This window comes from Arthrobacter sp. AL12 (assembly GCF_029960645.1).
Taxonomy (GTDB): domain Bacteria; phylum Actinomycetota; class Actinomycetes; order Actinomycetales; family Micrococcaceae; genus Arthrobacter.
The window spans coordinates 136,828-157,317 of the sequence record NZ_JASBQY010000003.1; the positions used below are offsets into that span (position 1 = coordinate 136,828).

Here is a 20,490-nt window from a genome sequence, read left to right on the forward strand (position 1 = left end):
ACTGATGTCCGGGGCTTTCTGCATGCCTGCCGCAGTTGATCGGTGGCTGGACTGATCTGGGGCTGGACGGGAGGGGGCACCGGGGTGCCGCTGCCCGTCAGACCTCGGTGAGCTCTTCCTCCGGATGCCGGACCAGGGTCAGGCGGTAGCCCACGTTGCGGACCGTGCTGATCAGGTTCTCGTGGTCGGCGCCGAGTTTGGCCCGCAGGCGCCGGACGTGGACGTCCACCGTGCGGGTGCCGCCGTAGTAGTCGTAGCCCCAGACCTCGGTCAGCAACTGCTGGCGGGTGAAGACCCGGCCGGGGTGCTGCGCCAGGTACTTGAGCAGTTCGAATTCCTTGAAGGTCAGGTTCAGCGGGGCGCCGTTGACCCGGGCGGTGTAGCTGGCCTCATCGATGACGACGCCGGCGGCGCGGATCTCGGTCGGGGCGTCGTCCTTGTCCGGCACGGCCCGTGCGACGCCCAGGCGGATGCGGGCCTCGACCTCGGCAGGTCCGGCGGACTCCAGCAGGATGTCGTCGACCGCCCACGCCGAGGACACGGCGGCCATGCCGCCCTCGGTCAGGATCAGCATGAGGGGGGCGCTCAAGCCGGTGGCCTTCAGCAGCTGGGTCAGGGAGCGTGCGCCGACGAGGTCTTTGCGGGCGTCCAGCAGGACGATGTCGCAGGGGTCGGTCTCCAGCAGTGCGGTCGGCTCGGCGGGGAGAATATGGACCCGGTGATTCAGTAGTTCCAGCGCGGGCAGGACGTCCACCGACGAGCCGGTGCTGTTCGTCAGTAACAGGATGTGCGACATGTTTCCTCCAAGGGGTGTCCGCGCATCGTTGGGCGTCTGTAGCTGAGTCTGAGTATACCCAAAGGCCCCTTGCCGGACATGCCCAGGCCACCTGCGTCCGGTTCTTTTGCGACACAAAACGGTCACATAGGGCAGGATTGATCCGTCGGGGCCTGCCGCCCCCATGACGGAAGTTCAGGTCGAAGTGGGGTCCGCAGTGAGCGAAAGTGCAACGATGGCCGGAAGACGGATGACGGAAATACACATGTCTGGTAACAAGTGAGGGCTTGGTCCATCGGCGTCATCGGCCTGGCCGGACTCGCCGCGATCGTCGGCGCGTCCTACGCTTCGCCGGAGGCACTCCTGGCGGTGGGGGTGCTGACCGCCGCCGCCGTCGGAATCGGCTGGCCGCATTTCCTGGGCATCCCCGCCCGGAAAACCCTCGCCGTGCTGATCGGCCTGCCGGGTGTGGGCGCCGCCGTCGCCGCAACGTACCTGCCCGCCCCGGGTTTCCTGGACTGGACGCCGTCGTTCATGGCGGCAGGGTTGATGGCGATCTTCGTGATGCAGCTGATCCGCGGCACCGGCCAGTCGCAGCGCCTGGAATCCATTCTCGGTTCCTCCGCCGGCGTTCTGTTGTCCTGCCTGGGCGCCGGGTGGATCGCGTGCTCCCGCTTCAACGGCGTCCGCGAGATGGTCCTGGTCGCCGCGATCAGCGCCGCGGTCGCCCTGCTGGCGGGCCTGATCCGCTGGCCCGACCGTGTGGTGGCGCCGCTGGGCGTCGTCGCTGCCGGGCTGGCCGGACCGCTCGCGGGCCTGGTCTTCTCCGACATCGCCGTGATCCCGGCCGCGATCGCCGGGGTGGTGGTTGGGGCCGTGCTGGTAAGTTTCCGCAGGCTGGTCATCCTCCGCGGTGAATCGCTAAGCTTTCCGGCAGCGCTGGGAATCGGGCTGGGCCCGGTGTCCGCCGTCGGTTCGCTGGCGTACTTCATAGACAAACTACTCATCTTCTAAGGCGCTAGGATGGCATCATGTCCGTACTTGCATTTGAAATCTTCTTCCTTGTCCTCCTTGGCGTTGCCAGCCTGGCCATGGCCTGGTTTGCCGGCTTTGTGGTGTACCGCCTGTTCAAAGGCCAGAAGTAACAGCCAGAATTTCCTAGCCGTCGTCGTTTCCAGAGGTAGCTGCTGTGCCGATTGAAATACCTACAGATCTGACCCCGGAAATCGTTCCGCTGTCCTGGCTCATTGGTGAGTGGGAGGGCCAAGGCCGGCTGGGGGCCGGGGAAGAGGATTCCGGGCATTTCCTGCAACACGTCTCATTCATGCACAACGGCCTGCCGTACCTGCAGTACCGGGCCGAGAGCTGGCTGACCGACGACGACGGCACCAGGCTGCGTCCGTTGACGGTCGAAACCGGTTTCTGGGCCCTGGAGCGCAAGCAGCGCGAGGAAGACGGCGGCCCCGGGCTGGTCCCGGCGGACATCGTTCCCGTGCTCAAGAGCGCCGACGAAGTCGAGGCCCTGCGCAATAAGGACGGCGGCTTCGACATCTCCGTCTCGATCTCCCACCCCGGCGGGATCTCTGAGCTGTACTATGGCCAGATCAAGGGCCCGCAGATCCAGCTCAGCACCGACATGGTGATGCGCGGCAGCCACTCCAAGGAGTACACGGCCGCGACCCGGATCTTCGGACTCGTGGACGGCAACCTGCTCTGGCGCTGGGACGTGGCCACGGGCAAGGCTCCCGACGGCGGCAGCGGCCTGGAAGCCCACGCGTCCGCCATCCTCCACAAGGTCACCTGAGCGGCGGCACGCCGCACCGCCCAGCCGCCCGTAGTGGGGGCTCACTGATTTTCCTTTGTCCGTAGCGACCGCAGGGAGTACCACAGTGAATGCCACAACAGCCACGCCCGGAGTGCCTGAAAGGGCCGCCGATTTCAGCGACCTCAAGGCCGTCTATTTCAACGGCACCCTCAAGAAGTCCCCGGAGACCTCCAACACCCACGGCCTGATCGAGGTCAGCCGCCGGATCATGGAAAAACACGGCGTCAGCACCCGGGTCATCCGGACGGTGGACCACGACATCGCCAGCGGGGTCTACCCCGACATGCGCGAGCACGGCTGGGCGAGCGATGAATGGCCGGAGCTGTATCCGGCCGTGCGGGACGCCGACATCGTCATCGTGGCCGGGCCGATCTGGCTGGGCGACAACTCCTCGCAAACCAAGAAACTGATCGAACGCCTTTACGCGCACTCCGGCGAGCTCAACGACAAGGGCCAGTGGGCGTTCTACCCCAAGGTCGGCGGCTGCCTCATCACCGGCAACGAGGACGGCATCAAGCACTGCGCCATGAACGTCCTCTACAGCCTCCAGCACATCGGCTTCACCATTCCGCCGCAGGCCGACGCCGGCTGGATCGGCGCCGTCGGGCCGGGCCCGAGCTACCTCGACGAGGGCTCCGGCGGTCCGGAAAGCGACTTCACCAACCGCAACACCACGTTCATGACGTGGAACCTGCTGCACCTGGCCCGGATGCTCAAGGACGCGGGCGGCATCCCTGCCTATGGCAACCTGCCGGAGGCCTGGAAGACCGGGACAAGGTTCGACTTCGAGAATCCGGAATACCGCTAGCCCGTTAGGACTTCTACTTCATATGACTACCAAGAGCCCCCTGCTGGCGCGCCCCGGCGCCGTCGAAGCCGGCGGCGCTGACGCCGGCGTCGCCTCCCACTACGGCGAACCGCTGCGCGAACAGCGGGCGCTGGCCGCCGGCACCGCCGTCGTGGATCTGTCCCACCGCGGCGTCGTGACCGTCACCGGGCCGGACAGGCTGAGCTGGCTCAACACGCTGTCCTCCCAGCAGCTCACCGGCCTGGCCCCCGGTCAGTCCAGCGAGCTGCTGCTGCTCAGTGTGCAGGGCCGGATCGAATTCGACGCCCGCGTGGTGGACGACGGCGCGACCACCTGGCTGATCGTCGAGGCGGCCGAGGCCGCTCCGCTGGCCGAGTGGCTCAACAGGATGAAGTTCATGCTCCGCGTGGAGATTGCCGACGCCTCGGCGGACTGGGCCGTGCTGGGAACTACGCACCGGGTGCCGGAATGGTCCGGCCTGCTGGTCTGGGAAGACCCCTGGCCGCATGTCGGCGCCGGCGGCTACTCCTACGCCGTGGTCGCGGAGGACTCCCACCCCGGGCTGGAACGGCCCTGGTTCGAATACCTCGTCCCGGCCGCGGAGCTGGAAGCCACCGTCGGCGAACGCCCGCTCGCCGGAATCTGGGCCGCCGAGGCGCTGCGCATCGCAGCCTGGCGGCCGCGCTGGGGTGCCGAAACCGACGACAAGACCATCCCGCACGAACTGGACCTGCTCCGCACCGCGGTGCACCTGAACAAGGGCTGCTACAAGGGCCAGGAAACCGTCGCCCGGGTCCACAACCTGGGCCACCCGCCGCGCCGGCTGGTGTTCCTGCAGCTCGACGGCTCCCAGCACACCATGCCCGCCGTCGGCAGCGAGGTCCGCTCCGGGGCCCGGAAGGTCGGCACCGTGACCTCGGTGGCGCAGCACTACGAGATGGGGCCGGTGGCCCTGGCCGTGGTCAAGCGATCGGTCGCGCCGGAGGAGGTCCTGACCGTCCTCGACGGCGAGGAGCCCTACACCGCGGCGCAGGAACTCATTGTGGCCCCCGACGCCGGCCAGGTCGTGGGCCGCCAGACCGGCTTCCTGCGGGGAAGCCGATGACCCAGGACAGCGCCGCGCCGGACGAGGAGACGCTGGCCCTGGCGCACAAGCTCTTCGACGCCGCCCGCCAGGGGGACTCCGGGCTGCTCGCGGGCTACCTCGCCGCCGGGGCCCCGGCCACCCTCACCAACGAGGCGGGGGACACCCTGCTAATGCTCGCGGCCTACCACGGCCACGCCGACACCGTCCGGCTGATCCTGCAGCACGGCGGCGACGCCAACAGCGCCAACGACCGCGGCCAGACGCCGCTCGCCGGCGCCGTGTTCAAGGGCTACACGGAGGTGGCACAGGCGCTGCTGGAGGCCGGCGCGGACCCCGACGCCGGGACTCCCTCCGCCCGCAACGCCGCACAGATGTTCGAGCGCCAGGACATCCTGGCCCTGCTGGGCTGAGCCCATCCGCGGCTTAGGCCGCGCCGAACTCCCTAGAGTTACGAGCGCCATTCTTTCAATCGGTAAGGAATCCCATGGAAAACGTCGCCAGGCCGTGGCCGGCACTCTGGTCGCTGGTGATCGGCTTCTTCATGATCCTGATCGACACCACCATCGTGTCGGTGGCCAACCCCCGCATCATGGAAGGCCTCAATACCGACATCAACTCGGTGATCTGGGTCACCAGCGCCTACCTCCTCGCCTACGCCGTGCCGCTGCTGATCACCGGCCGGCTCGGTGACCGGTTCGGCCCCAAGAAGCTCTACCTGTCCGGTCTGGTGGTCTTCACCATCGCCTCGCTCTGGTGCGGGCTCTCCGGCGACGTCCAGACGCTCATCATGGCCCGGGTGCTCCAGGGCTTCGGCGCGGCGATGATGACGCCCCAGACCATGGCGGTCATCACCCGGATCTTCCCCCCGGACCGGCGCGGCGCCGCGATGGGCATCTGGGGCGCGACGGCCGGCATGGCCACCCTGGTGGGGCCGATCCTTGGCGGCGTCCTGGTGGACGGACTCGGCTGGGAATGGATCTTCTTCATTAACGTCCCCGTGGGCATCGTTGGCTTTGTCCTCGCGCTGCGCTTCGTGCCGACGCTCAGCACCCACCCGCACAAGTTCGACATCCCCGGGGTGGTGCTCAGCGCCGTCGGGCTGTTCCTGCTGGTGTTCGGCATCCAGGAGGGCGAGACGTACGACTGGGGAACCATCACCGGACCCATCACGGTGTGGGGGCTGATCATCTCCGGCATCGCCGTACTGGTGGTGTTTATCGTGTGGCAGAAGGTGAACAAGGGCGAGCCGCTGCTGCCGCTGTCCCTCTTCAAGGACCGCAACTTCTCCCTCGCCAACATCGGTATCACCACCGTGGGCTTCACCGTCACCGCGTTCACGCTGCCGTTGATCTTCTACTTCCAGGTGGTCCGGGGCCTGACCCCGACCCAGTCCGCACTGATGATGGTGCCGATGGCCCTGATCTCCGGCGGGCTGGCCCCAGTCGTGGGCAAGATCATCGACCGGGTCAACCCGAAGTTCATCACCGCGGCCGGCCTGGTCCTGATGTCCGTGGCGCTGTTTTGGAACTCCTACCTGATGCACCCTGACACGCCGATCTGGCTGTTCCTGCTGCCCAGCGCGGTGCTTGGCTTCGCCAACGCCGGCATCTGGGCGCCGCTGAGCACCACGGCGACCCGGAACCTGCCGCCCCGGCAGGCGGGAGCCGGCGCCGGGGTCTACAACACCACCCGCCAGATCGGGGCCGTCCTGGGCAGCGCCGCGATCGCAGTGCTGATCCAGGCGCGGCTCGCGGCGGAACTCCCGGCAGCCCCGGGCGGGGCCGGGGAGGCGAGCCCGATGTCCTTTGGCGGCGCCCTGCCCGGGGCTCTCCAGGAGGGCTTCTCGACGGCGATGGGCCAGTCCATGCTGCTGCCCGCCGCGGTCATCCTGCTCGGCGCGGCCGTGGCGCTGTTCTTCGCCAAGCCCCAGCCGATACAGGGCTGGGACCGTGCCCCCGGGCCGGCGGCCAAGGCCGCCGGCGCCCAGGGTTCCGGGGCACCGGTCCGCTGACGCTGTCCGGGCCGCGGGGGCCGGGGCCTGGCTGCCCTGCGGCTCAGCCCAGCAGGACGCTGGTCTGGATGCCGCCGGCGGTGAAGCCCAGGCTGCGGGCAATGGCCAGCGAGCCCTTGTTGCTGACGTCGGAGCGCCACTGCAGCGTCAGCCCGGAGGCGAGTGCCTCGTGGGCCGCAATCGAGGCTGCCAGGGAGCCGAGTCCCTGGCGGCGCCATTCCGGTGCCACCAGCACGCCCACCTGCGCCAGGAGGCCCTCCCACTCGGTGTAGGCCCCGCATGCCACCGGGGTCCTGCGGCCGTCCTCCGCGTGCAGGATGGTGAAGCGGTGTTCAAGTCCCGAGAGGCCCACCTCGTTGACGTCATCGGGCGGGCAGGCGGCTTCCAGCTCGATCGCTTCCGGATGGCCCTGCGAGACGGTCAGCTCCTCCGCCGGCTGCCGCAGGGGCAGGTCGTCCGCGAAGAACAGCGCGGCGGCGCCGAGCCCGTGGCCGCCGTGGTCCCGGGTGATGGTCAACAGGGTGACATGCTGCGCGAGTTCCTCGTCGGACAGCCCGACGGCGGCGTCCAGCACCCACTGCGGGCCGACCAGGGCGGAGTTGCCGAACAGCCGGACGAACTCGACGGCGCGGGCAGTGTCATCGGCGCGGGTGATGCGGGCCCCCGCGGCGGCCGCGAAGGCGCCGTCGTCGAGCCCCAGGCGGCGGGCCCATGCGAGCTGGATGATGTCGACCGAACCGGGCTCAAGTGTCATGCCTCCACCCTACCCACGGGCGCCCATGGGCGCCCACGGGCGCGTCGGGCTCAGTGCGGAGGCCTAGGGGGCTCAGCCGAAGAGGACCGCGGCCTCGTCGTAGCGGTGCTTCGGGACGGTCTTGAGGTTGCCGAGCGCGGCGTCGAAGCCCACGTGGACGATGTCGGTGCCGTTCAGGGACACCATGGTGCCCCAGCGTTGTTCCACGACGGAGTCAATGGCCGCCATGCCCAGGCGGGTCGCCAGCACGCGGTCGAACGCGGTGGGGACCCCGCCGCGCTGGATGTGGCCCAGGACGGTCGCCCGGGTTTCGATGCCGGTCATGGCTTCCAGTTCCGGGGCCAGCCGTTCTGAGATCCCTCCCAGCCTCGGACGGCCGAAGGTGTCCAGCCCGCGTTCGGAGTGCGGTGTTTCCTGGTCGTCCGGCACGAAGCCCTCCGCGACGACGAGGAGCGGGGCGCGGCCGCGGTCGCGGGCCGAGGTGACCCATTCGGCGATCTGCTCCATCGAGGCTTTCTGCTCCGGGATCAGGATGGCGTGGGCGCCCGCGGCCATGCCGGCGTGCAGTGCGATCCAGCCCACGTGGCGGCCCATCACCTCGGCGATCATGCAGCGGTGGTGGGACTCTCCCGTGGTGCGCAGGCGGTCGATCGCCTCGGTGGCAATCTCGACGGCGGTGTCGAACCCGAAGGTGTAGTCCGTCGCGTCGAGGTCGTTGTCGACCGTCTTGGGGACGCCGACGATCTTCAGGCCGGCGTCGGTGAGCCGCTTGGCGGCGGCCAGGGTGCCCTCGCCGCCGATGGCGATGAGGGCGTCGAGGCCGAGCCGGTCCATGTTGGCCTTGATGACCTCGGGCCCGCCGTTGTTCTCAAACGGGTTGGTGCGCGAGGTGCCCAGGATGGTCCCGCCCTGCTTGGCGATGCCGCGGACCAGGGTGCGGGGGATGTCGATGATGTCGGCCTCGACGACGCCGCGCCAGCCGTCCAGGAATCCCACGAATTCGTGGCCATGGACGGCGATGCCCTTCAGGACGGCGCCACGGATGACGGCGTTCAGTCCGGGGCAGTCTCCGCCGCTGGTGAGGATTCCAATTTTCATGTTCGGCTCAAATCCTGGCTCGAGGGGTTACAGGCAGAGCACCACGCTGAGCTCACCTAGAGTCTAATGGCGCATGTGCGGCAGGACACAAACCATGACAACGCCCGAGTGCCCCCGCCGGAGGCAGGGGCACTCGGGTCCTCGCGGAGCGGGCCTCAGGACCGGTTCAGGCGCTTCGCCAGGAACGACTCGAGGACGATGGCGTTCCGCTGGTCCGGCAGGAGCAGCCAGGCCGCGAGGTACAGCACGAAGGCCGGTCCGGGCAGCAGGGCGAAGAGCAGGAACGCGATGCGGACGAACGCAACATCGACGTTCAGCTTGGCGGCGATCCCGCCGCAGACACCGCCCAACCAGCGCTGCGGACCACGTTTCAGGCCAAGGCCCCGGACGGTGCTAAAGAACTTTTCCATGGCTCAAGACTTCCTTGTTCGTGCTGCTTTGTCACGCCCGCGTGCCGAGAGCAGCCCGCCGATCACCAGTGCCGCCCCGGCGCCAATCATCAGGCCGATCACGACATAGGTGCCGTTGAGCGCCACGATGCCGAGCTGGGCGACGATGATCAGGGCGGCGAGGGCCACCACGATCAGCCCCCAGACAATGGTGCCGACGCGGGCCGGGGATTCCGCCGGTTCCGGGGCATCGGACCGCGGGGGTGCGGCGGGGCTGCCGTAGTTCGTGCGGCCGGTCGGTGCGTCATGGCTGCTCATGTCAGTTCCCTTCCCTGATGGTGACGTTGCTGAAAGTGCCGTTGATCTCCACGACCAGCATTTCTCCCGGCTTGCCGGTGTGGTAATTGCTTACCTGTTTGGTCATGCCCCCGTGGCTCTGGCTGCCCTCATTGAGGTTGCCCATGGTCATATCGGCGCGGATCTGCACCGGAACCGTGTCCGGGATGACCACCGTGAGGTTGCTCGCGGTCGCGTCGATGGGGACCACCAGGTCGGTCCTCAGCGGCGGGTTGATCGCGAGCCTCGTCAGGTCCACGGTCCCGGTGCCCGCGGTGATGTCGAAACCGGCCCGGGCCTGCTCGGTACTCACCGGTGACCAGTCGGCGTTCTGCGGGCGGAAGCGGTCGCCGTTGGGAAGCACGTTGAAGATGCCGCCAACGATCAAGGCGACCACGGCGAAGAATCCGAGAATGCCTGAGGTGCGGCCCCGCAGGCCGGCGACGAGGATGCCAAGGCCCAGGACCACCGCGGCGCTTGCCCAGACGACAGCATTGCTGGAGGTGCCGAGGTCGATCACGTTGGCCAGGTCGAGGGCTTTGAGGCCGCCGCCCACCAGCAGGGCCAGACCCGCGGTGACCGCGACGGCGGGGGCGCCGGGGCCGAAGTTCCGGGTCTTGGCCTGCGGGACGGGCCCGCCGCCAGGCACCGGCTGGTAGCCGCCCCCGGAGGGAGGAGTGGGACCGGCGGGCGGAGGCGTACCCCAGCCCGTGCCCGGCACCGTTGACACGCCGTAGCGGGGCAGCGGGGCCGATGCGCCGTGGCCGGTGGTGGCGAACGGGGCCGTCGGCGTTGACGGGTTGGCCGGGTTCGGCGGATAGCCGGGGCTTGCCGGGCCGCCGGCCCGGGGGCTCGAGGACATCGGAGTGACTCCATTCCGGGACTTGTTGCGCTGTGTCAGGTAGTAGACGAGGTAGATGGCGCTACCTACCCAGAGGACAGTCCAGAGGAGGGGGCCGAAGCCATAGCGGTCCCAGCCCCAAACCCCGGTGCCCAGGCTGGGGAAGCCGAGGATGGTGGCGATCAGGGCACCGGTCATTCCGGACGACCAGCGGCCGGCGGCGGCCTCCTCGACGTGGATGCGGCCGTCGGGTTCGGGCAGGAGGGCCCAGGCGATGCCGTAGAGGAGGACGCCGACGCCGGCAAAGACTGCCAGGACGATCAGGATGCCGCGGACAACCAGCGGGTCGACACCGAGGCGCTGGGCGATGCCGCTGGCAACGCCCCCGACCCAGCGCTCGCGTCCCCTGTATACGCCCTGGCTTCGGATCCATTCGAAGAAACTCTCCGGCTGGCTGCCGGCCGCCGGGGGTGTCGGGCCGTAGTAGGGCGGCGGGGGCGGCAGCGTCCCTGCGCCGCCGGCGCCTGCGGAAAAGTCCAAGGGGAGAGTCGCGGAAGTGTCCAGCGGCAGGGTGGCGGAAGTGTCCAGCGGAAGGGTGGCGGAAGTGTCGGCCGTTTGACCGGCCGGCCGTGCCGCGGTTTGCCCGGTATTTGTGCCTGTATTTGTGCCGGCATTTGTCCCTGTATTGGTCCCTGCGGGGGGTCCGGCGTTACCGCCTGAAGGGTCGTTGCCTTCATCGGGGTGCTCAGTGTGCGGATTCATACTCCGATCCTCCCGTCCGCCGGGAATCCGCTCTACTGGGGAACACCCTGAACTGTCCCTGAGTCACCCCCGGTTGGGGCCGAAAACAGGTCCGGGGAACCCTGATCCGTGTTTGGATTGAGTCATGACAACCGCCGCTTCCCGCCCGCCGCTGGTTCGCGGCAGCGACCGGATGATTGCCGGGGTCTGTGCCGGCCTCGCCCGGCACCTGGGCTGGCCGGTGCGCATGGTCCGCCTCGGGATGGCGGTGGCCGCGCTCGCCGGGGGCGCCGGCGTCGCCTTCTACGCCTGGCTCTGGATCATGGTTCCCACTGCGGATGAAAGCGCAAAACGCAATGCCCGACAGCCGGCGTCGCCGATTGCCCCGGCGGTCGCACCGGCAGGGGCACCGGCAGCGGCAGTTCCTGCCGATTCCTGGTGGAGCAGCGTCACCGGCATGCGCTACGGCAAGGAAATCCTGCTCGGGGCCGGTCTGCTGCTGGCCGCCGGCATCCTGATCGCCCGCATGCTCGGCGTGGATGTGCCGCTCGGGACCCTCATCCCGGTTGCTGCCATCCTGGGCGGCGCGGCCATCGCCTGGATGCAGCTGGACGAGACCCGCCGGGCCGGCCTGGTGGACAAGACCAAGGCGGACCAGGCCGGCGGCTGGGCCCGCCTCGCGGCCGGGCTGGCCCTCGTGGTGAGCGGGGTCCTGGTCATGGTGTCCGGCTCCGGGTCCTGGGAACAGACCTGGCTTGCCCTGCTGTCTTCGGTGGCCGTGCTCGGCGGCGTGGCCCTGGTCCTCCTGCCCTGGGGGCTGAAATTCTGGCGCGACCTCGAGGCGGAGCGGGCCGGCCGGGTCCGCGCGACCGAACGCGCCGAGATCGCCGCCCACCTGCACGACTCCGTGCTGCAGACGCTGGCACTGATCCAGCGCCGCGCCGGCAGCGAGTCCGACGTCATCCGCCTGGCCCGGGCCCAGGAGCGTGAGCTCCGGGGCTGGCTGTACCGGGATCCGGGCAAGGACGCCGGTCAGCTCTCGGAGGGCATCAAAACCGCGGCGGCGGAAGTGGAAGACTCCCTGGGCCATGCCGTCGAGGTCGTCACGGTGGGCGACTGCGCCATGACCGAACGCCACGAGGCACTCGTCCAGGCCGCCCGTGAGGCCATGCTGAATGCCGCCCGGCACGGCGGGGGCGCCGTGTCGGTCTACTTGGAAGTCACTGACGGCGCGGCGGAAGTCTTCGTCAAGGACCGCGGTCCGGGCTTCGATCCGGATGCCGTTCCCGCCGACCGGCTGGGGGTCCGCGAGTCGATCGTGGGCCGGATGAACCGGCACGGCGGAACCGCCACCATCAACAGCACCCAGGACGGCACCGAGGTGCGGCTCAGGCTGCCCCTGCCGGCGGGAGCACCCGCCGGGACTGCCGCCACGAACAGCAACGGAGAGGCAAGACTGTGAGCAACACCGAAGCCGGGAGCCCGGCCCGGGGGATCCGCGTAGTGATCGTCGACGACCACGCCATCTTCCGGTCCGGCCTGAAGGCGGACCTGGACCCGGACATCGTCGTGGCGGGCGAGGCAGGAACGGTGGAGGACGCCGTCGCCGTGATCGCCGCCGTGCGTCCCGACGTCGTGCTCCTGGATGTGCACCTGCCCGGCGGGCTCGGCGGCGGCGGACGGGAGGTGCTGGCCGGTTCCGCGCCCCTGCTGGGCAGCACCCGGTTCCTGGCCCTCAGCGTCTCGGACGCGGCCGAGGACGTCGTCTCGGTGATCCGGTCCGGGGCCCGCGGCTACGTCACCAAGACCATTTCCGGAGCGGAAATTTCCGATGCCGTCCGCCGCGTCGCCGGCGGGGACGCCGTCTTCTCGCCCCGGCTGGCGGGCTTCGTGCTGGACGCCTTCGGGACCGCCCCGGCGGACATTGCCGACGACGAGCTGGACCGGCTCTCCGCCCGCGAACTCGAGGTGATGCGGCTGATCGCCCGCGGCTACAGCTACAAGGAGGTCGCCAAGGAGCTGTTCATCTCGATCAAGACCGTGGAGACCCACGTCTCGGCGGTGCTGCGCAAACTCCAGCTCTCCAGCCGGCACGAACTCACCCGCTGGGCCGCCGAACGCCGGCTCCTCTAGCCAAGGATGCGCTACCACTTAGGGTCCTTATCGCGCTGGCATAAGGACCCTAAGTGATAGCGCATCGGGGGTTTTAGGCCGCTATTTTGCCTTGCCGAGGAAGTCCTGCAGCCGGGCGACGCCGGTGGCGAGGTCCTCGTCGCCCAGGGCGTAGGAGAGGCGCAGGTAGCCGGAGGGGCCAAAAGCCTCGCCCGGAACCACGGCCACCTCGACCTCATCCAGGATCAGGGTGGCCAGCTCCGCCGAGGTCGACGGCCGGACGGGACCCTTCGCGGACGGGAACTCCCTGCCGAGCAGGGCACGGACGTCCGCGTAGACGTAGAAGGCGCCCTTCGGCGTCGGGCATTCCACGCCCTCGATGGCATTCAGTCCGGCCACGATGGCTTTGCGGCGGCGGTCGAAGGCGAGTTTCATCTCGTCGACGGCGGTCAGCGGACCGGACACTGCGGCGATGGCGGCGACCTGCATGATGTTCGAGACGTTGGACGTGGCGTGCGACTGCAGGTTGGTGGCGGCCTTGATGACGTCGGCCGGACCGATCATCCAGCCCACGCGCCAGCCGGTCATGGCATAGGTCTTGGCAACACCGTTGAGGATGACAACCTTGTCGCCCAACTCGGGGACGGCCGTGGCAATCGAGGTGAAGGGCACGCCGTCGTACGTCAGGTGCTCATAGATCTCATCCGTGACCACCCACAGTCCCTTGGCCGCGGCCCACTGGCCGATTTCCCTGACCTGCTCCGGTGAGTACACGGCGCCCGTGGGGTTGGAGGGGGAGACGAAGAGCAGGATCTTGGTGCGGTCCGTGAGGGCGGCCTCAAGCTGATCCACCGTGACCAGGTATCCCTGCTCCGGCCCGGCGAAGACCTCAACCGGCACGCCTCCCGCGAGCCGGATGGCCTCCGGGTAGGTGGTCCAGAACGGCGTGGGGACAATGACCTCGTCGCCCGGATCGAGCAGTGTCGCGAAAGTGTTGTACACGGCCTGCTTGCCGCCGTTGGTGACCAGCACCTGGGCCGCCTCGGCCTTGTAGCCGGAATCCCGGAGTGTCTTGGCCGCGATGGCCTGCTTCAGCTCCGGCAGCCCGCCCGCCGGTGAATAGCGGTGGTATTTGGGCTGGCTGGCGGCTTCGATGGCCGCCTGCACGATGTATTCGGGGGTCGGGAAGTCCGGCTCGCCGGCGCCGAAGCCGATGACCGGCCGGCCGGCCGCCTTCAGCGCCTTCGCTTTGGCATCAACAGCTAACGTGGCGGATTCGGCTATGGCGGAAATACGCTGTGAAATGCGGGCGGCAGGCATCGCGGGTCCATTCTTCGCTAGCAGCTTCGGCGGCTGTTTGTGGGATTCGACGGAACCTACTCTATGCTGTTCACCGGATCGTCCGCGGTGCCGGCGTGGAAATGTGACCGCATATTGGTCGGATGTTTTCGCAGCTGGTTTATCGTCTCGGTGTCTCTCTGTTTTCCCGGTGAGGCGGGAGGGTCCGGCGGGCCGGTTCGACGTAGGCGCAGTTGTTGCGTAGACTGGTTCTCCGGTGTTGAAAACACGATGATGGTCTGCGCCTCAGGGAAGTCTGGGGCAAAAGGGCCGGAACTGGTTTTCGCTCCATAGGGTAGTGGCGCAATTGGTAGCGCAGCGGTCTCCAAAACCGCAGGTTGCAGGTTCGAGTCCTGTCTGCCCTGCGCAAGCTGTTCCGGGTTCTCCGGAACAAGCGCAGCAACCATGGTTCAGTTCAGAGCCGGGTATCCGACATTGCGAGGATGAGTGAGGACCAGGTGACCGAAACGGCTGCAAGCAGCTCCAGTGGCCGCCCCGCCAAGAACGCCCCCAAGGCAGGTTTCTTCGCTCGAATCGCGCTCTTCGTCCGCCAGGTCATCGGCGAACTGAAGAAGGTCGTTGCACCGACCCGCAAGGAACTGATCAACTACACCCTCGTGGTGCTGGTGTTCGTGGTCATCATGATGCTCATCGTCACCCTGCTCGATCTGGCCTTCGGGATCGGAGTGGGCTGGGTCTTCGGCGGCACGGGCCCCACGGACAGCTAAGGCGACCGGTCCGCAGACTGCGTGGATAACCACCGGGATTCCGGGGGATCCGCGGGGTGTGCGGAATTGAGTCATTTAAATAGGCATGTTAGGCAATGAGGAAGCAGGAGACCAAGTGTCTGAGCAGGAGCTCGAGGTAACTGAGACTGAGCTGGATAAGAGCCAGGACGCCGCGGTGGAAACCGGGGAAGCGTCCGAGGCTGTGTCTGCTGCGCCCGAAACCGACGTCGCTGACGAGGCCGGAGACACGGCAGAGGCCGCCGCTGACGAGTCCGCCGAGGCAGACGCCGAGGCAGGAACAGTCGCCGAAGCCGGCGAGGAAGCAGCAGAAGGCGACGACGAGTCGGCAGACGCACTGGCCGCCGCTGCAGCCGCCGCCGAGGTCGATCCGGCCGACGAATTCAAGGCCAAGCTGCGCCGCCAGGAAGGTGACTGGTACGTCATCCACTCCTACGCAGGCTACGAGAACCGCGTCAAGGCCAACCTGGAAACCCGCATCCAGACTCTGGACATGGAAGATTACATCTTCGAAATCCAGGTTCCGATGGAGGAAGTCGTTGAGATCAAGAATGCTCAGCGCAAGGTCATCAACCGCGTCCGCATCCCCGGTTACGTCCTGGTCCGCATGGACCTGACGGATGCATCCTGGGGCGCCGTCCGCCACACCCCCGGCGTCACCGGCTTCGTGGGCAATGCCCACAATCCGGTCCCGCTGCGCCTCGATGAGGTCTTCTCCATGCTCGCCCCGGTCTTCGAAGAAGAGCAGGCCGAGAAGGGCAAGCCGGTCAAGCACGCCGCCGCGCAGATCGACGTCGACTTCGAAGTTGGCGAGTCCGTCATCGTCAAGGAAGGTCCGTTCGAGACCCTTCCGGCCACGATCTCCGAAATCAAGGTGGATTCCCAGACCCTCGTGGTGCTGGTCTCCATCTTCGAACGCGAGACCCCGGTCACGCTGGCCTTCAACCAGGTCAGCAAGATCTAGCTTTTCCCCACAGAATTCGCCCCGGGCTGCCCGCTTTAGCAGCCAGGTGCGGCCGGCCGCCTCGCCATGGCGGCCACCAACCTGAGGCACGCTCCTGTGTCCCAGGAAATATTTGAGAGAAGGACCCTACATTGGCTCCCAAGAAGAAGGTCACCGGCCTCATCAAGCTGCAGATCCAGGCAGGTGCCGCTAACCCGGCCCCGCCCATCGGTCCTGCGCTTGGCCAGCACGGTGTCAACATCATGGAATTCTGCAAGGCGTACAACGCTGCGACGGAAGCCCAGCGCGGCAACGTTATCCCCGTGGAAATCACGGTCTATGAGGACCGTTCCTTCACGTTCATCACCAAGACCCCGCCGGCTGCAGAGCTCATCAAGAAGGCTGCAGGCGTTGCCAAGGGTTCGCCCACCCCGCACACCGTCAAGGTTGCAAAGCTGACCCAGGCCCAGGTCAACGAGATCGCCACCACCAAGATGGAAGACCTCAACGCCACCAGCCTGGAAGGCGCCGCGAAGATCATCGCCGGCACCGCCCGTTCCATGGGTATCACTGTCGAAGGCTAATAGCCTTCCCCGCCGGGCAACCGGCACCACCTAAACATTGAGATGTTGGGAACCCGGACAAACCGTTCGGAATTCCAACTGTGGCAGGGCCCAGCGCGGTCCGCAGACCACAACTGCACAAGGAGAATAAGCAGCATGGCAAAGCGCAGCAAAGCATATGAGGCAGCCGCAGCCAAGATCGACGCGGAGAAGTTCTACGCGCCGTTCGAGGCAGTGACGCTGGCCAAGGACACCAACCCGTCCAAGTTCGACGCCACCGTTGAGGTTGCTTTCCGCCTGGGTGTAGACCCGCGTAAGGCTGACCAGATGGTCCGCGGCACCGTTATCCTGCCGCACGGCACCGGTAAGACCGCCCGCGTCCTCGTTTTCGCAACGGGCGACAAGGCTGAGGCTGCAATCGCAGCCGGCGCCGACTTCGTTGGTTCCGATGACCTGATCGAAAAGATCGCAGCCGGCTGGACCGACTTCGACGCCGCCGTCGCCACCCCTGACCTCATGGGCAAGGTTGGCCGCCTCGGCAAGGTCCTGGGCCCGCGTAACCTGATGCCGAACCCGAAGACCGGCACCGTGACCGCTGACGTCGCCAAGGCCGTCAACGACATCAAGGGCGGCAAGATCGACTTCCGCGTCGACAAGCACTCGAACCTGCACTTCATCATCGGCAAGGTTTCCTTCGACGCGCTGAAGCTGGCCGAGAACTACGCAGCCGCTCTGGAAGAGGTCCTGCGCCTCAAGCCGTCCGCTTCCAAGGGCCGCTACATCCAGAAGGCCACCGTCGCCACCACCTTCGGCCCGGGCATCTCGGTTGACCCCAACGTCACCAAGGTCCTGACCGAGGTCTAAGCTGCACCGATTCACAGCAGCAACAGGAACGGCCGTCCCGCATCCGCGGGCGGTCTTTTCTGCGTTCCGGGGGACCGGCTACGCCGTCCCGGTGACTGCCGAGCCGTACCGCATAGAACGCCTCCTGATTCCGGACGGATGGCTGCCCGGTCGTGGGTCCGCTGCGGGGTCCTGGAGAACCTCCGCAGCGCTATGGTCCACGTCGATGTGCTCGAGGAGTTCAGCGGCCGGGGGATCGGACAGGCCCTGCTGCGTCACGCGGAAGGGCTGGCGGCCGCGGCGGGCCGCACTATCCTCCAGAGCTACACGGAGCATCCTTCAGGCTTCGACCCGGACGGCCGGGACACCGTCGTGAGGCCGGCCACCGGAACCGGAGCGGTTCCCGCCGACGCGCGGGGTGTCCGCTTTGCGCTGAAGGCCGGCTACCGGCTGGAGCAGGTCTCGCGTTTCAGCGCCCTGGATGTTCCCGCTCGTGCCGCGTCCTGGGATGCCCTGGACCGGCAGGCTGTGGCCCGGGCGGGGGATGAGTACGAGCTGCTGTCCTGGAGCGGACGCTGCCCGGACGGGCACGCTGAGCAATTCGCGGTCCTGATGTCCCGGATGAGCACGGATGCACCAACCGGAGAACTAATCGTTGATGCCGAGCAGTGGGACGTGGCCCGGGTCCGGCACGTGGAGGACACCTGGCGGCACGCCGGCCTGGTGCCGCTCGTGGCGGTAGCGCGGCACCGGAGCAGCAGGGAGCTGGCCGCCTATTCCATCCTGCAGCTTTCGCCGGCGAAGCCCTGGCTGGCCAACCAGGACGACACCCTCGTCGCCGCCCGCCACCGGGGGCACCGCCTGGGCATGCTCGTCAAGATCCGCAACCTCCGCCGCCTGCTCGCCGAGTACCCGGCGGTGGAACGCGTCATCACGTTCAACGCCGCGGAAAACGACCATATGCTCGCCATCAACGTGGCGCTCGGATTCCGCCCCGCCGGCTACGACGGCGAATGGCAGCGGAGCGTCGACGCCGCCGGCCGCGGGGCGGAGCGGGTCCGGCGCACATCGGACGATGGAACGCCGACGCAAACCGGCATATGCTGACCGTGGAGCCCTGTTTATTGCAGGAATCCGGTACCCGTAGATGGCAGAACAGCTGGGGATGATGCCCGTTATGGCGAACGACGTACGGATTGAACAGCTGTGGATCCCCGATTCGCTAGACGGGCCGGACGCCGCCGACTTCATTGCCGCCGTCGAAGTGGGCCGCAAGGTGCGCATGCAAACCTGGGGCAGCGATGATCTCTCCTACGCGCCGCAGGAGAAACTGCTGGAACTGGCGGACCCCTACGAGCGCCAGGTGATTCTCGTGGCCAGGATCGGCAGGGAAATCGTCGGAACCGTAGACATTGCGTTGCCTCTCTCGGAGAACCTTGACCTGGCCGAATTCGCCCTGGACATCCTGCCGGAGTTCCAGGGCCGGGGCGTGGGCCGGCAGCTGCTCGAGGCCGCGGAGCACTTCGCCCGCGACGAGGGCCGCCACACCATCCTGATCGACACGAACCATCCGCGCTCCTCGCTGGGGGACAGCGAGGCCGGCCAGCTGGTCCCCGGCACCGGGCTCGGTTTCGTGCCGGTGAACAGCCGGGAGGTGGAGTTCGCCCGCCACAGCGGCTACACCCTCCAGCACATCGAGCAGTTCAGTGCCTGTGCGCTGCCGCTAGACAGCGGGCTCGTGGAGGAGCTACAGACCGAGGCGAAGGAAGCCAACGGCGGCCGCTACCGCCTGCACCATTGGACGGACCGGTGCCCGGAGCAGTGGCTTGAGGCGGTCGCGGCGCTGGAAAACAGCGCGGGCGAAGACGGCGTGCCCGGCGTCGACGATACGGACATGGTGTTCGACGGCGCCATCCTCCGTGAAGCGGAAGACGCCGCCATCGCGCAGGGCCGCCGGACGGTGGTCACAGCCGTCGAGCACATCACCAGCGGTGAACTCGTTGGCCTGACGACCATCAGCGTCCTGGCGTTGCGCCCCGACGTTGTGTTCCAGGACGACACAGTGGTGTTGCAGGAGCACCGCGGCAACAAGCTGGGCCTGCTGATCAAGGTCGCGAACATGGAGCGGCTCTCCGAGCAGTTCCCGGATGCCCGGGTGCTCTACACCTGGAACGCCCCCGAAAACCGGTACCTGCTCAAGGTCAACCAGCAACTGGGGTTCGCCACCGCCGGCGTGACGGGGATCTGGCAAAAGGAGCTGCCCAACTTCGGCCCCAGCACCAGCTGACCGGTGCCCCGGGCGCCCGATTTGGAGCACACGCCCCGACTCGCGTAAGCTGGAGGGACCAAAGACCGTCGGTTGTTGGAAATCCACTCTCCCAAGCAAGACTCAATTCTGCAGTCGCGCCGGGAGAGCCAGTGGATCTCCAGACGAAGGACCCTGAACATAGGGCGGCCGGCGCAGGTGAACGAAGCAAAGCTCCGCAGTCATGGACTGCGTCGAGACAAGCCCCGTGCATCTGCGCGGGGCGTTTTTTTGTTTTTAGCTCTTTTGAGCGGGGACCGGGAAACACCGGCACTATCCCCGGAAGGAGGGTTATGGCAACGCCTAGCAAGGTTTCAGCAGTAGCTGAGATCACTAACGATTTCAAGGAATCGAACGCCGCTGTCCTGACCGAATACCGTGGGCTCACCGTTGCACAGCTCAAGCAGCTGCGTGTCTCTCTCGGCCAGGACACCAAGTTCTCGGTCGTCAAGAACACCCTGACCGCTATTGCAGCCAAGGAAGCTGGTGTCGAAGCATTCGACGGCCAGCTCGCCGGCCCCACTGCAATCGCGTTCATTAAGGGTGACGCAGTTGCCGCTGCCAAGAGCCTGACGGATTTTGCCAAGATCAACAAGCAGCTGGTTATCAAGACCGGTTACTTCGAGGGCAAGGCACTGAACGCCACCGAGGTTGCTGCCCTGGCAGCCCTCGAGTCCCGCGAGCTGCAGCTCGCCAAGGTTGCAGGCATCCTCAAGGCTCCTGCCGCCGCGGCTGTGCGCATCATCGACGCGCTGCGCCTCAAGCTTGAAGAAGAGAACGGTGCTCCGGCTGAAGCCGAGGCGCCCGCCGCTGACGAAGCTCCGGCCGACGCAGCAGACGAAGCTCCGGCTGACGCTGCAGCTGAAGCTCCCGCCGACGCCGCAGCCCCCGAAGAGAACTAACTCTCTAAACCAGACTCCGGTGCGAAGGCACGGCTCCGGCCGCCGAGCACCACTATAGGAAGGACGCCACACC

22 protein-coding genes and 1 tRNA gene are annotated in these 20,490 nt (G+C 67.4%); 16 read left to right on the forward strand and 7 right to left on the reverse strand.

Going from position 1 to position 20,490, the window contains the following annotated elements:
• Positions 1–97: 97 nt before the first annotated feature.
• Positions 98–796 carry a response regulator transcription factor gene (locus tag QK291_RS05040; RefSeq protein ID WP_282379724.1) on the reverse strand — a complete coding sequence of 233 codons (699 nt, stop codon included), beginning with the start codon at positions 794–796 and terminating at the stop codon, positions 98–100.
• 258 nt (positions 797–1,054) lie between these two features.
• Between QK291_RS05040 and QK291_RS05045 the strand changes: the two genes are divergently transcribed.
• From QK291_RS05045 to QK291_RS05070, 6 genes are all read left to right on the forward strand, one after another.
• Complete coding sequence (locus QK291_RS05045; protein ID WP_282379726.1) at positions 1,055–1,789, forward strand: permease; 735 nt, start codon at positions 1,055–1,057, stop codon at positions 1,787–1,789.
• Positions 1,790–1,964: 175 nt separating this feature from the next.
• Positions 1,965–2,579, forward strand: a complete 615-nt coding sequence (locus QK291_RS05050; RefSeq protein ID WP_282379728.1) for an FABP family protein — start codon at positions 1,965–1,967, stop codon at positions 2,577–2,579.
• Between the two features lie 85 nt (positions 2,580–2,664).
• Entirely contained in the window at positions 2,665–3,408 is a 744-nt protein-coding gene (locus tag QK291_RS05055) for a flavodoxin family protein (RefSeq protein WP_282379730.1), read from the forward strand.
• Between the two features lie 22 nt (positions 3,409–3,430).
• On the forward strand, positions 3,431–4,513 hold the full coding sequence (locus QK291_RS05060) for a folate-binding protein (RefSeq protein WP_282379731.1): 1,083 nt from the start codon (positions 3,431–3,433) through the stop codon (positions 4,511–4,513).
• Positions 4,510–4,905 (forward strand): ankyrin repeat domain-containing protein, encoded by a 396-nt coding sequence (locus tag QK291_RS05065; protein WP_282379733.1) that lies wholly within the window; start codon positions 4,510–4,512, stop codon positions 4,903–4,905. Before QK291_RS05060 ends, QK291_RS05065 begins: the two co-directional genes overlap by 4 nt.
• 74 nt (positions 4,906–4,979) lie before the next feature.
• Positions 4,980–6,506, forward strand: coding sequence for a DHA2 family efflux MFS transporter permease subunit (locus QK291_RS05070; RefSeq protein WP_282379735.1), 1,527 nt, complete (start codon positions 4,980–4,982; stop codon positions 6,504–6,506).
• A gap of 43 nt (positions 6,507–6,549) precedes the next feature.
• On the opposite strand, the gene QK291_RS05075 is transcribed toward QK291_RS05070, so the two are convergent.
• The 5 genes from QK291_RS05075 to QK291_RS05095 all read right to left on the reverse strand — a co-directional run bounded on the left by QK291_RS05075 (position 6,550) and on the right by QK291_RS05095 (position 10,464).
• The gene (locus QK291_RS05075; protein ID WP_282379737.1) at positions 6,550–7,260 is read right to left on the reverse strand and encodes a GNAT family N-acetyltransferase; all 711 of its coding nucleotides are present in this window, start codon (positions 7,258–7,260) and stop codon (positions 6,550–6,552) included.
• A 72-nt stretch (positions 7,261–7,332) separates the two neighbouring features.
• Entirely contained in the window at positions 7,333–8,358 is a 1,026-nt protein-coding gene (locus QK291_RS05080; protein WP_282379738.1) for an ATP-dependent 6-phosphofructokinase, read from the reverse strand.
• A 155-nt stretch (positions 8,359–8,513) separates the two neighbouring features.
• Positions 8,514–8,768: a PspC domain-containing protein gene (locus tag QK291_RS05085; RefSeq protein ID WP_282379741.1), complete on the reverse strand. Its 255-nt coding sequence runs from the start codon at positions 8,766–8,768 to the stop codon at positions 8,514–8,516.
• A 3-nt stretch (positions 8,769–8,771) separates the two neighbouring features.
• Positions 8,772–9,065 (reverse strand): hypothetical protein, encoded by a 294-nt coding sequence (locus tag QK291_RS05090; RefSeq protein ID WP_282379743.1) that lies wholly within the window; start codon positions 9,063–9,065, stop codon positions 8,772–8,774.
• A gap of 1 nt (position 9,066) precedes the next feature.
• Positions 9,067–10,464 carry a PspC domain-containing protein gene (locus QK291_RS05095; RefSeq protein WP_348994557.1) on the reverse strand — a complete coding sequence of 466 codons (1,398 nt, stop codon included), beginning with the start codon at positions 10,462–10,464 and terminating at the stop codon, positions 9,067–9,069.
• Positions 10,465–10,810: 346 nt separating this feature from the next.
• On the opposite strand from QK291_RS05095, the gene QK291_RS05100 reads away from it, so the two are divergent.
• Positions 10,811–12,127 carry an ATP-binding protein gene (locus QK291_RS05100; protein ID WP_282379746.1) on the forward strand — a complete coding sequence of 439 codons (1,317 nt, stop codon included), beginning with the start codon at positions 10,811–10,813 and terminating at the stop codon, positions 12,125–12,127.
• On the forward strand, positions 12,124–12,798 hold the full coding sequence (locus QK291_RS05105) for a response regulator transcription factor (protein WP_282379748.1): 675 nt from the start codon (positions 12,124–12,126) through the stop codon (positions 12,796–12,798). The genes QK291_RS05100 and QK291_RS05105 overlap by 4 nt, the downstream gene beginning before the upstream one ends.
• 81 nt (positions 12,799–12,879) lie before the next feature.
• On the opposite strand, the gene QK291_RS05110 is transcribed toward QK291_RS05105, so the two are convergent.
• On the reverse strand, positions 12,880–14,097 hold the full coding sequence (locus QK291_RS05110) for a pyridoxal phosphate-dependent aminotransferase (RefSeq protein WP_282379750.1): 1,218 nt from the start codon (positions 14,095–14,097) through the stop codon (positions 12,880–12,882).
• A gap of 310 nt (positions 14,098–14,407) precedes the next feature.
• On the opposite strand from QK291_RS05110, the gene QK291_RS05115 reads away from it, so the two are divergent.
• From QK291_RS05115 to rplJ, 8 genes are all read left to right on the forward strand, one after another.
• Positions 14,408–14,480: transfer RNA gene (locus QK291_RS05115), tRNA-Trp, on the forward strand.
• Positions 14,481–14,558: 78 nt separating this feature from the next.
• Positions 14,559–14,843 (forward strand): preprotein translocase subunit SecE, encoded by a 285-nt coding sequence (gene secE / locus QK291_RS05120; RefSeq protein ID WP_282379752.1) that lies wholly within the window; start codon positions 14,559–14,561, stop codon positions 14,841–14,843.
• 115 nt (positions 14,844–14,958) lie between these two features.
• Positions 14,959–15,825: a transcription termination/antitermination protein NusG gene (gene nusG / locus QK291_RS05125; protein ID WP_282379754.1), complete on the forward strand. Its 867-nt coding sequence runs from the start codon at positions 14,959–14,961 to the stop codon at positions 15,823–15,825.
• A 131-nt stretch (positions 15,826–15,956) separates the two neighbouring features.
• The gene (gene rplK, locus QK291_RS05130) at positions 15,957–16,388 is read left to right on the forward strand and encodes a 50S ribosomal protein L11 (RefSeq protein WP_024365990.1); all 432 of its coding nucleotides are present in this window, start codon (positions 15,957–15,959) and stop codon (positions 16,386–16,388) included.
• A 135-nt stretch (positions 16,389–16,523) separates the two neighbouring features.
• Positions 16,524–17,231, forward strand: a complete 708-nt coding sequence (gene rplA, locus QK291_RS05135) for a 50S ribosomal protein L1 (protein WP_024365991.1) — start codon at positions 16,524–16,526, stop codon at positions 17,229–17,231.
• Positions 17,232–17,369: 138 nt separating this feature from the next.
• Positions 17,370–18,317, forward strand: a complete 948-nt coding sequence (locus tag QK291_RS05140; RefSeq protein ID WP_282379756.1) for a GNAT family N-acetyltransferase — start codon at positions 17,370–17,372, stop codon at positions 18,315–18,317.
• Between the two features lie 70 nt (positions 18,318–18,387).
• Positions 18,388–19,497 carry a GNAT family N-acetyltransferase gene (locus QK291_RS05145; RefSeq protein ID WP_282379758.1) on the forward strand — a complete coding sequence of 370 codons (1,110 nt, stop codon included), beginning with the start codon at positions 18,388–18,390 and terminating at the stop codon, positions 19,495–19,497.
• Positions 19,498–19,808: 311 nt separating this feature from the next.
• Positions 19,809–20,417: a 50S ribosomal protein L10 gene (rplJ, locus tag QK291_RS05150; protein ID WP_282379760.1), complete on the forward strand. Its 609-nt coding sequence runs from the start codon at positions 19,809–19,811 to the stop codon at positions 20,415–20,417.
• Positions 20,418–20,490 lie beyond the last annotated feature (73 nt).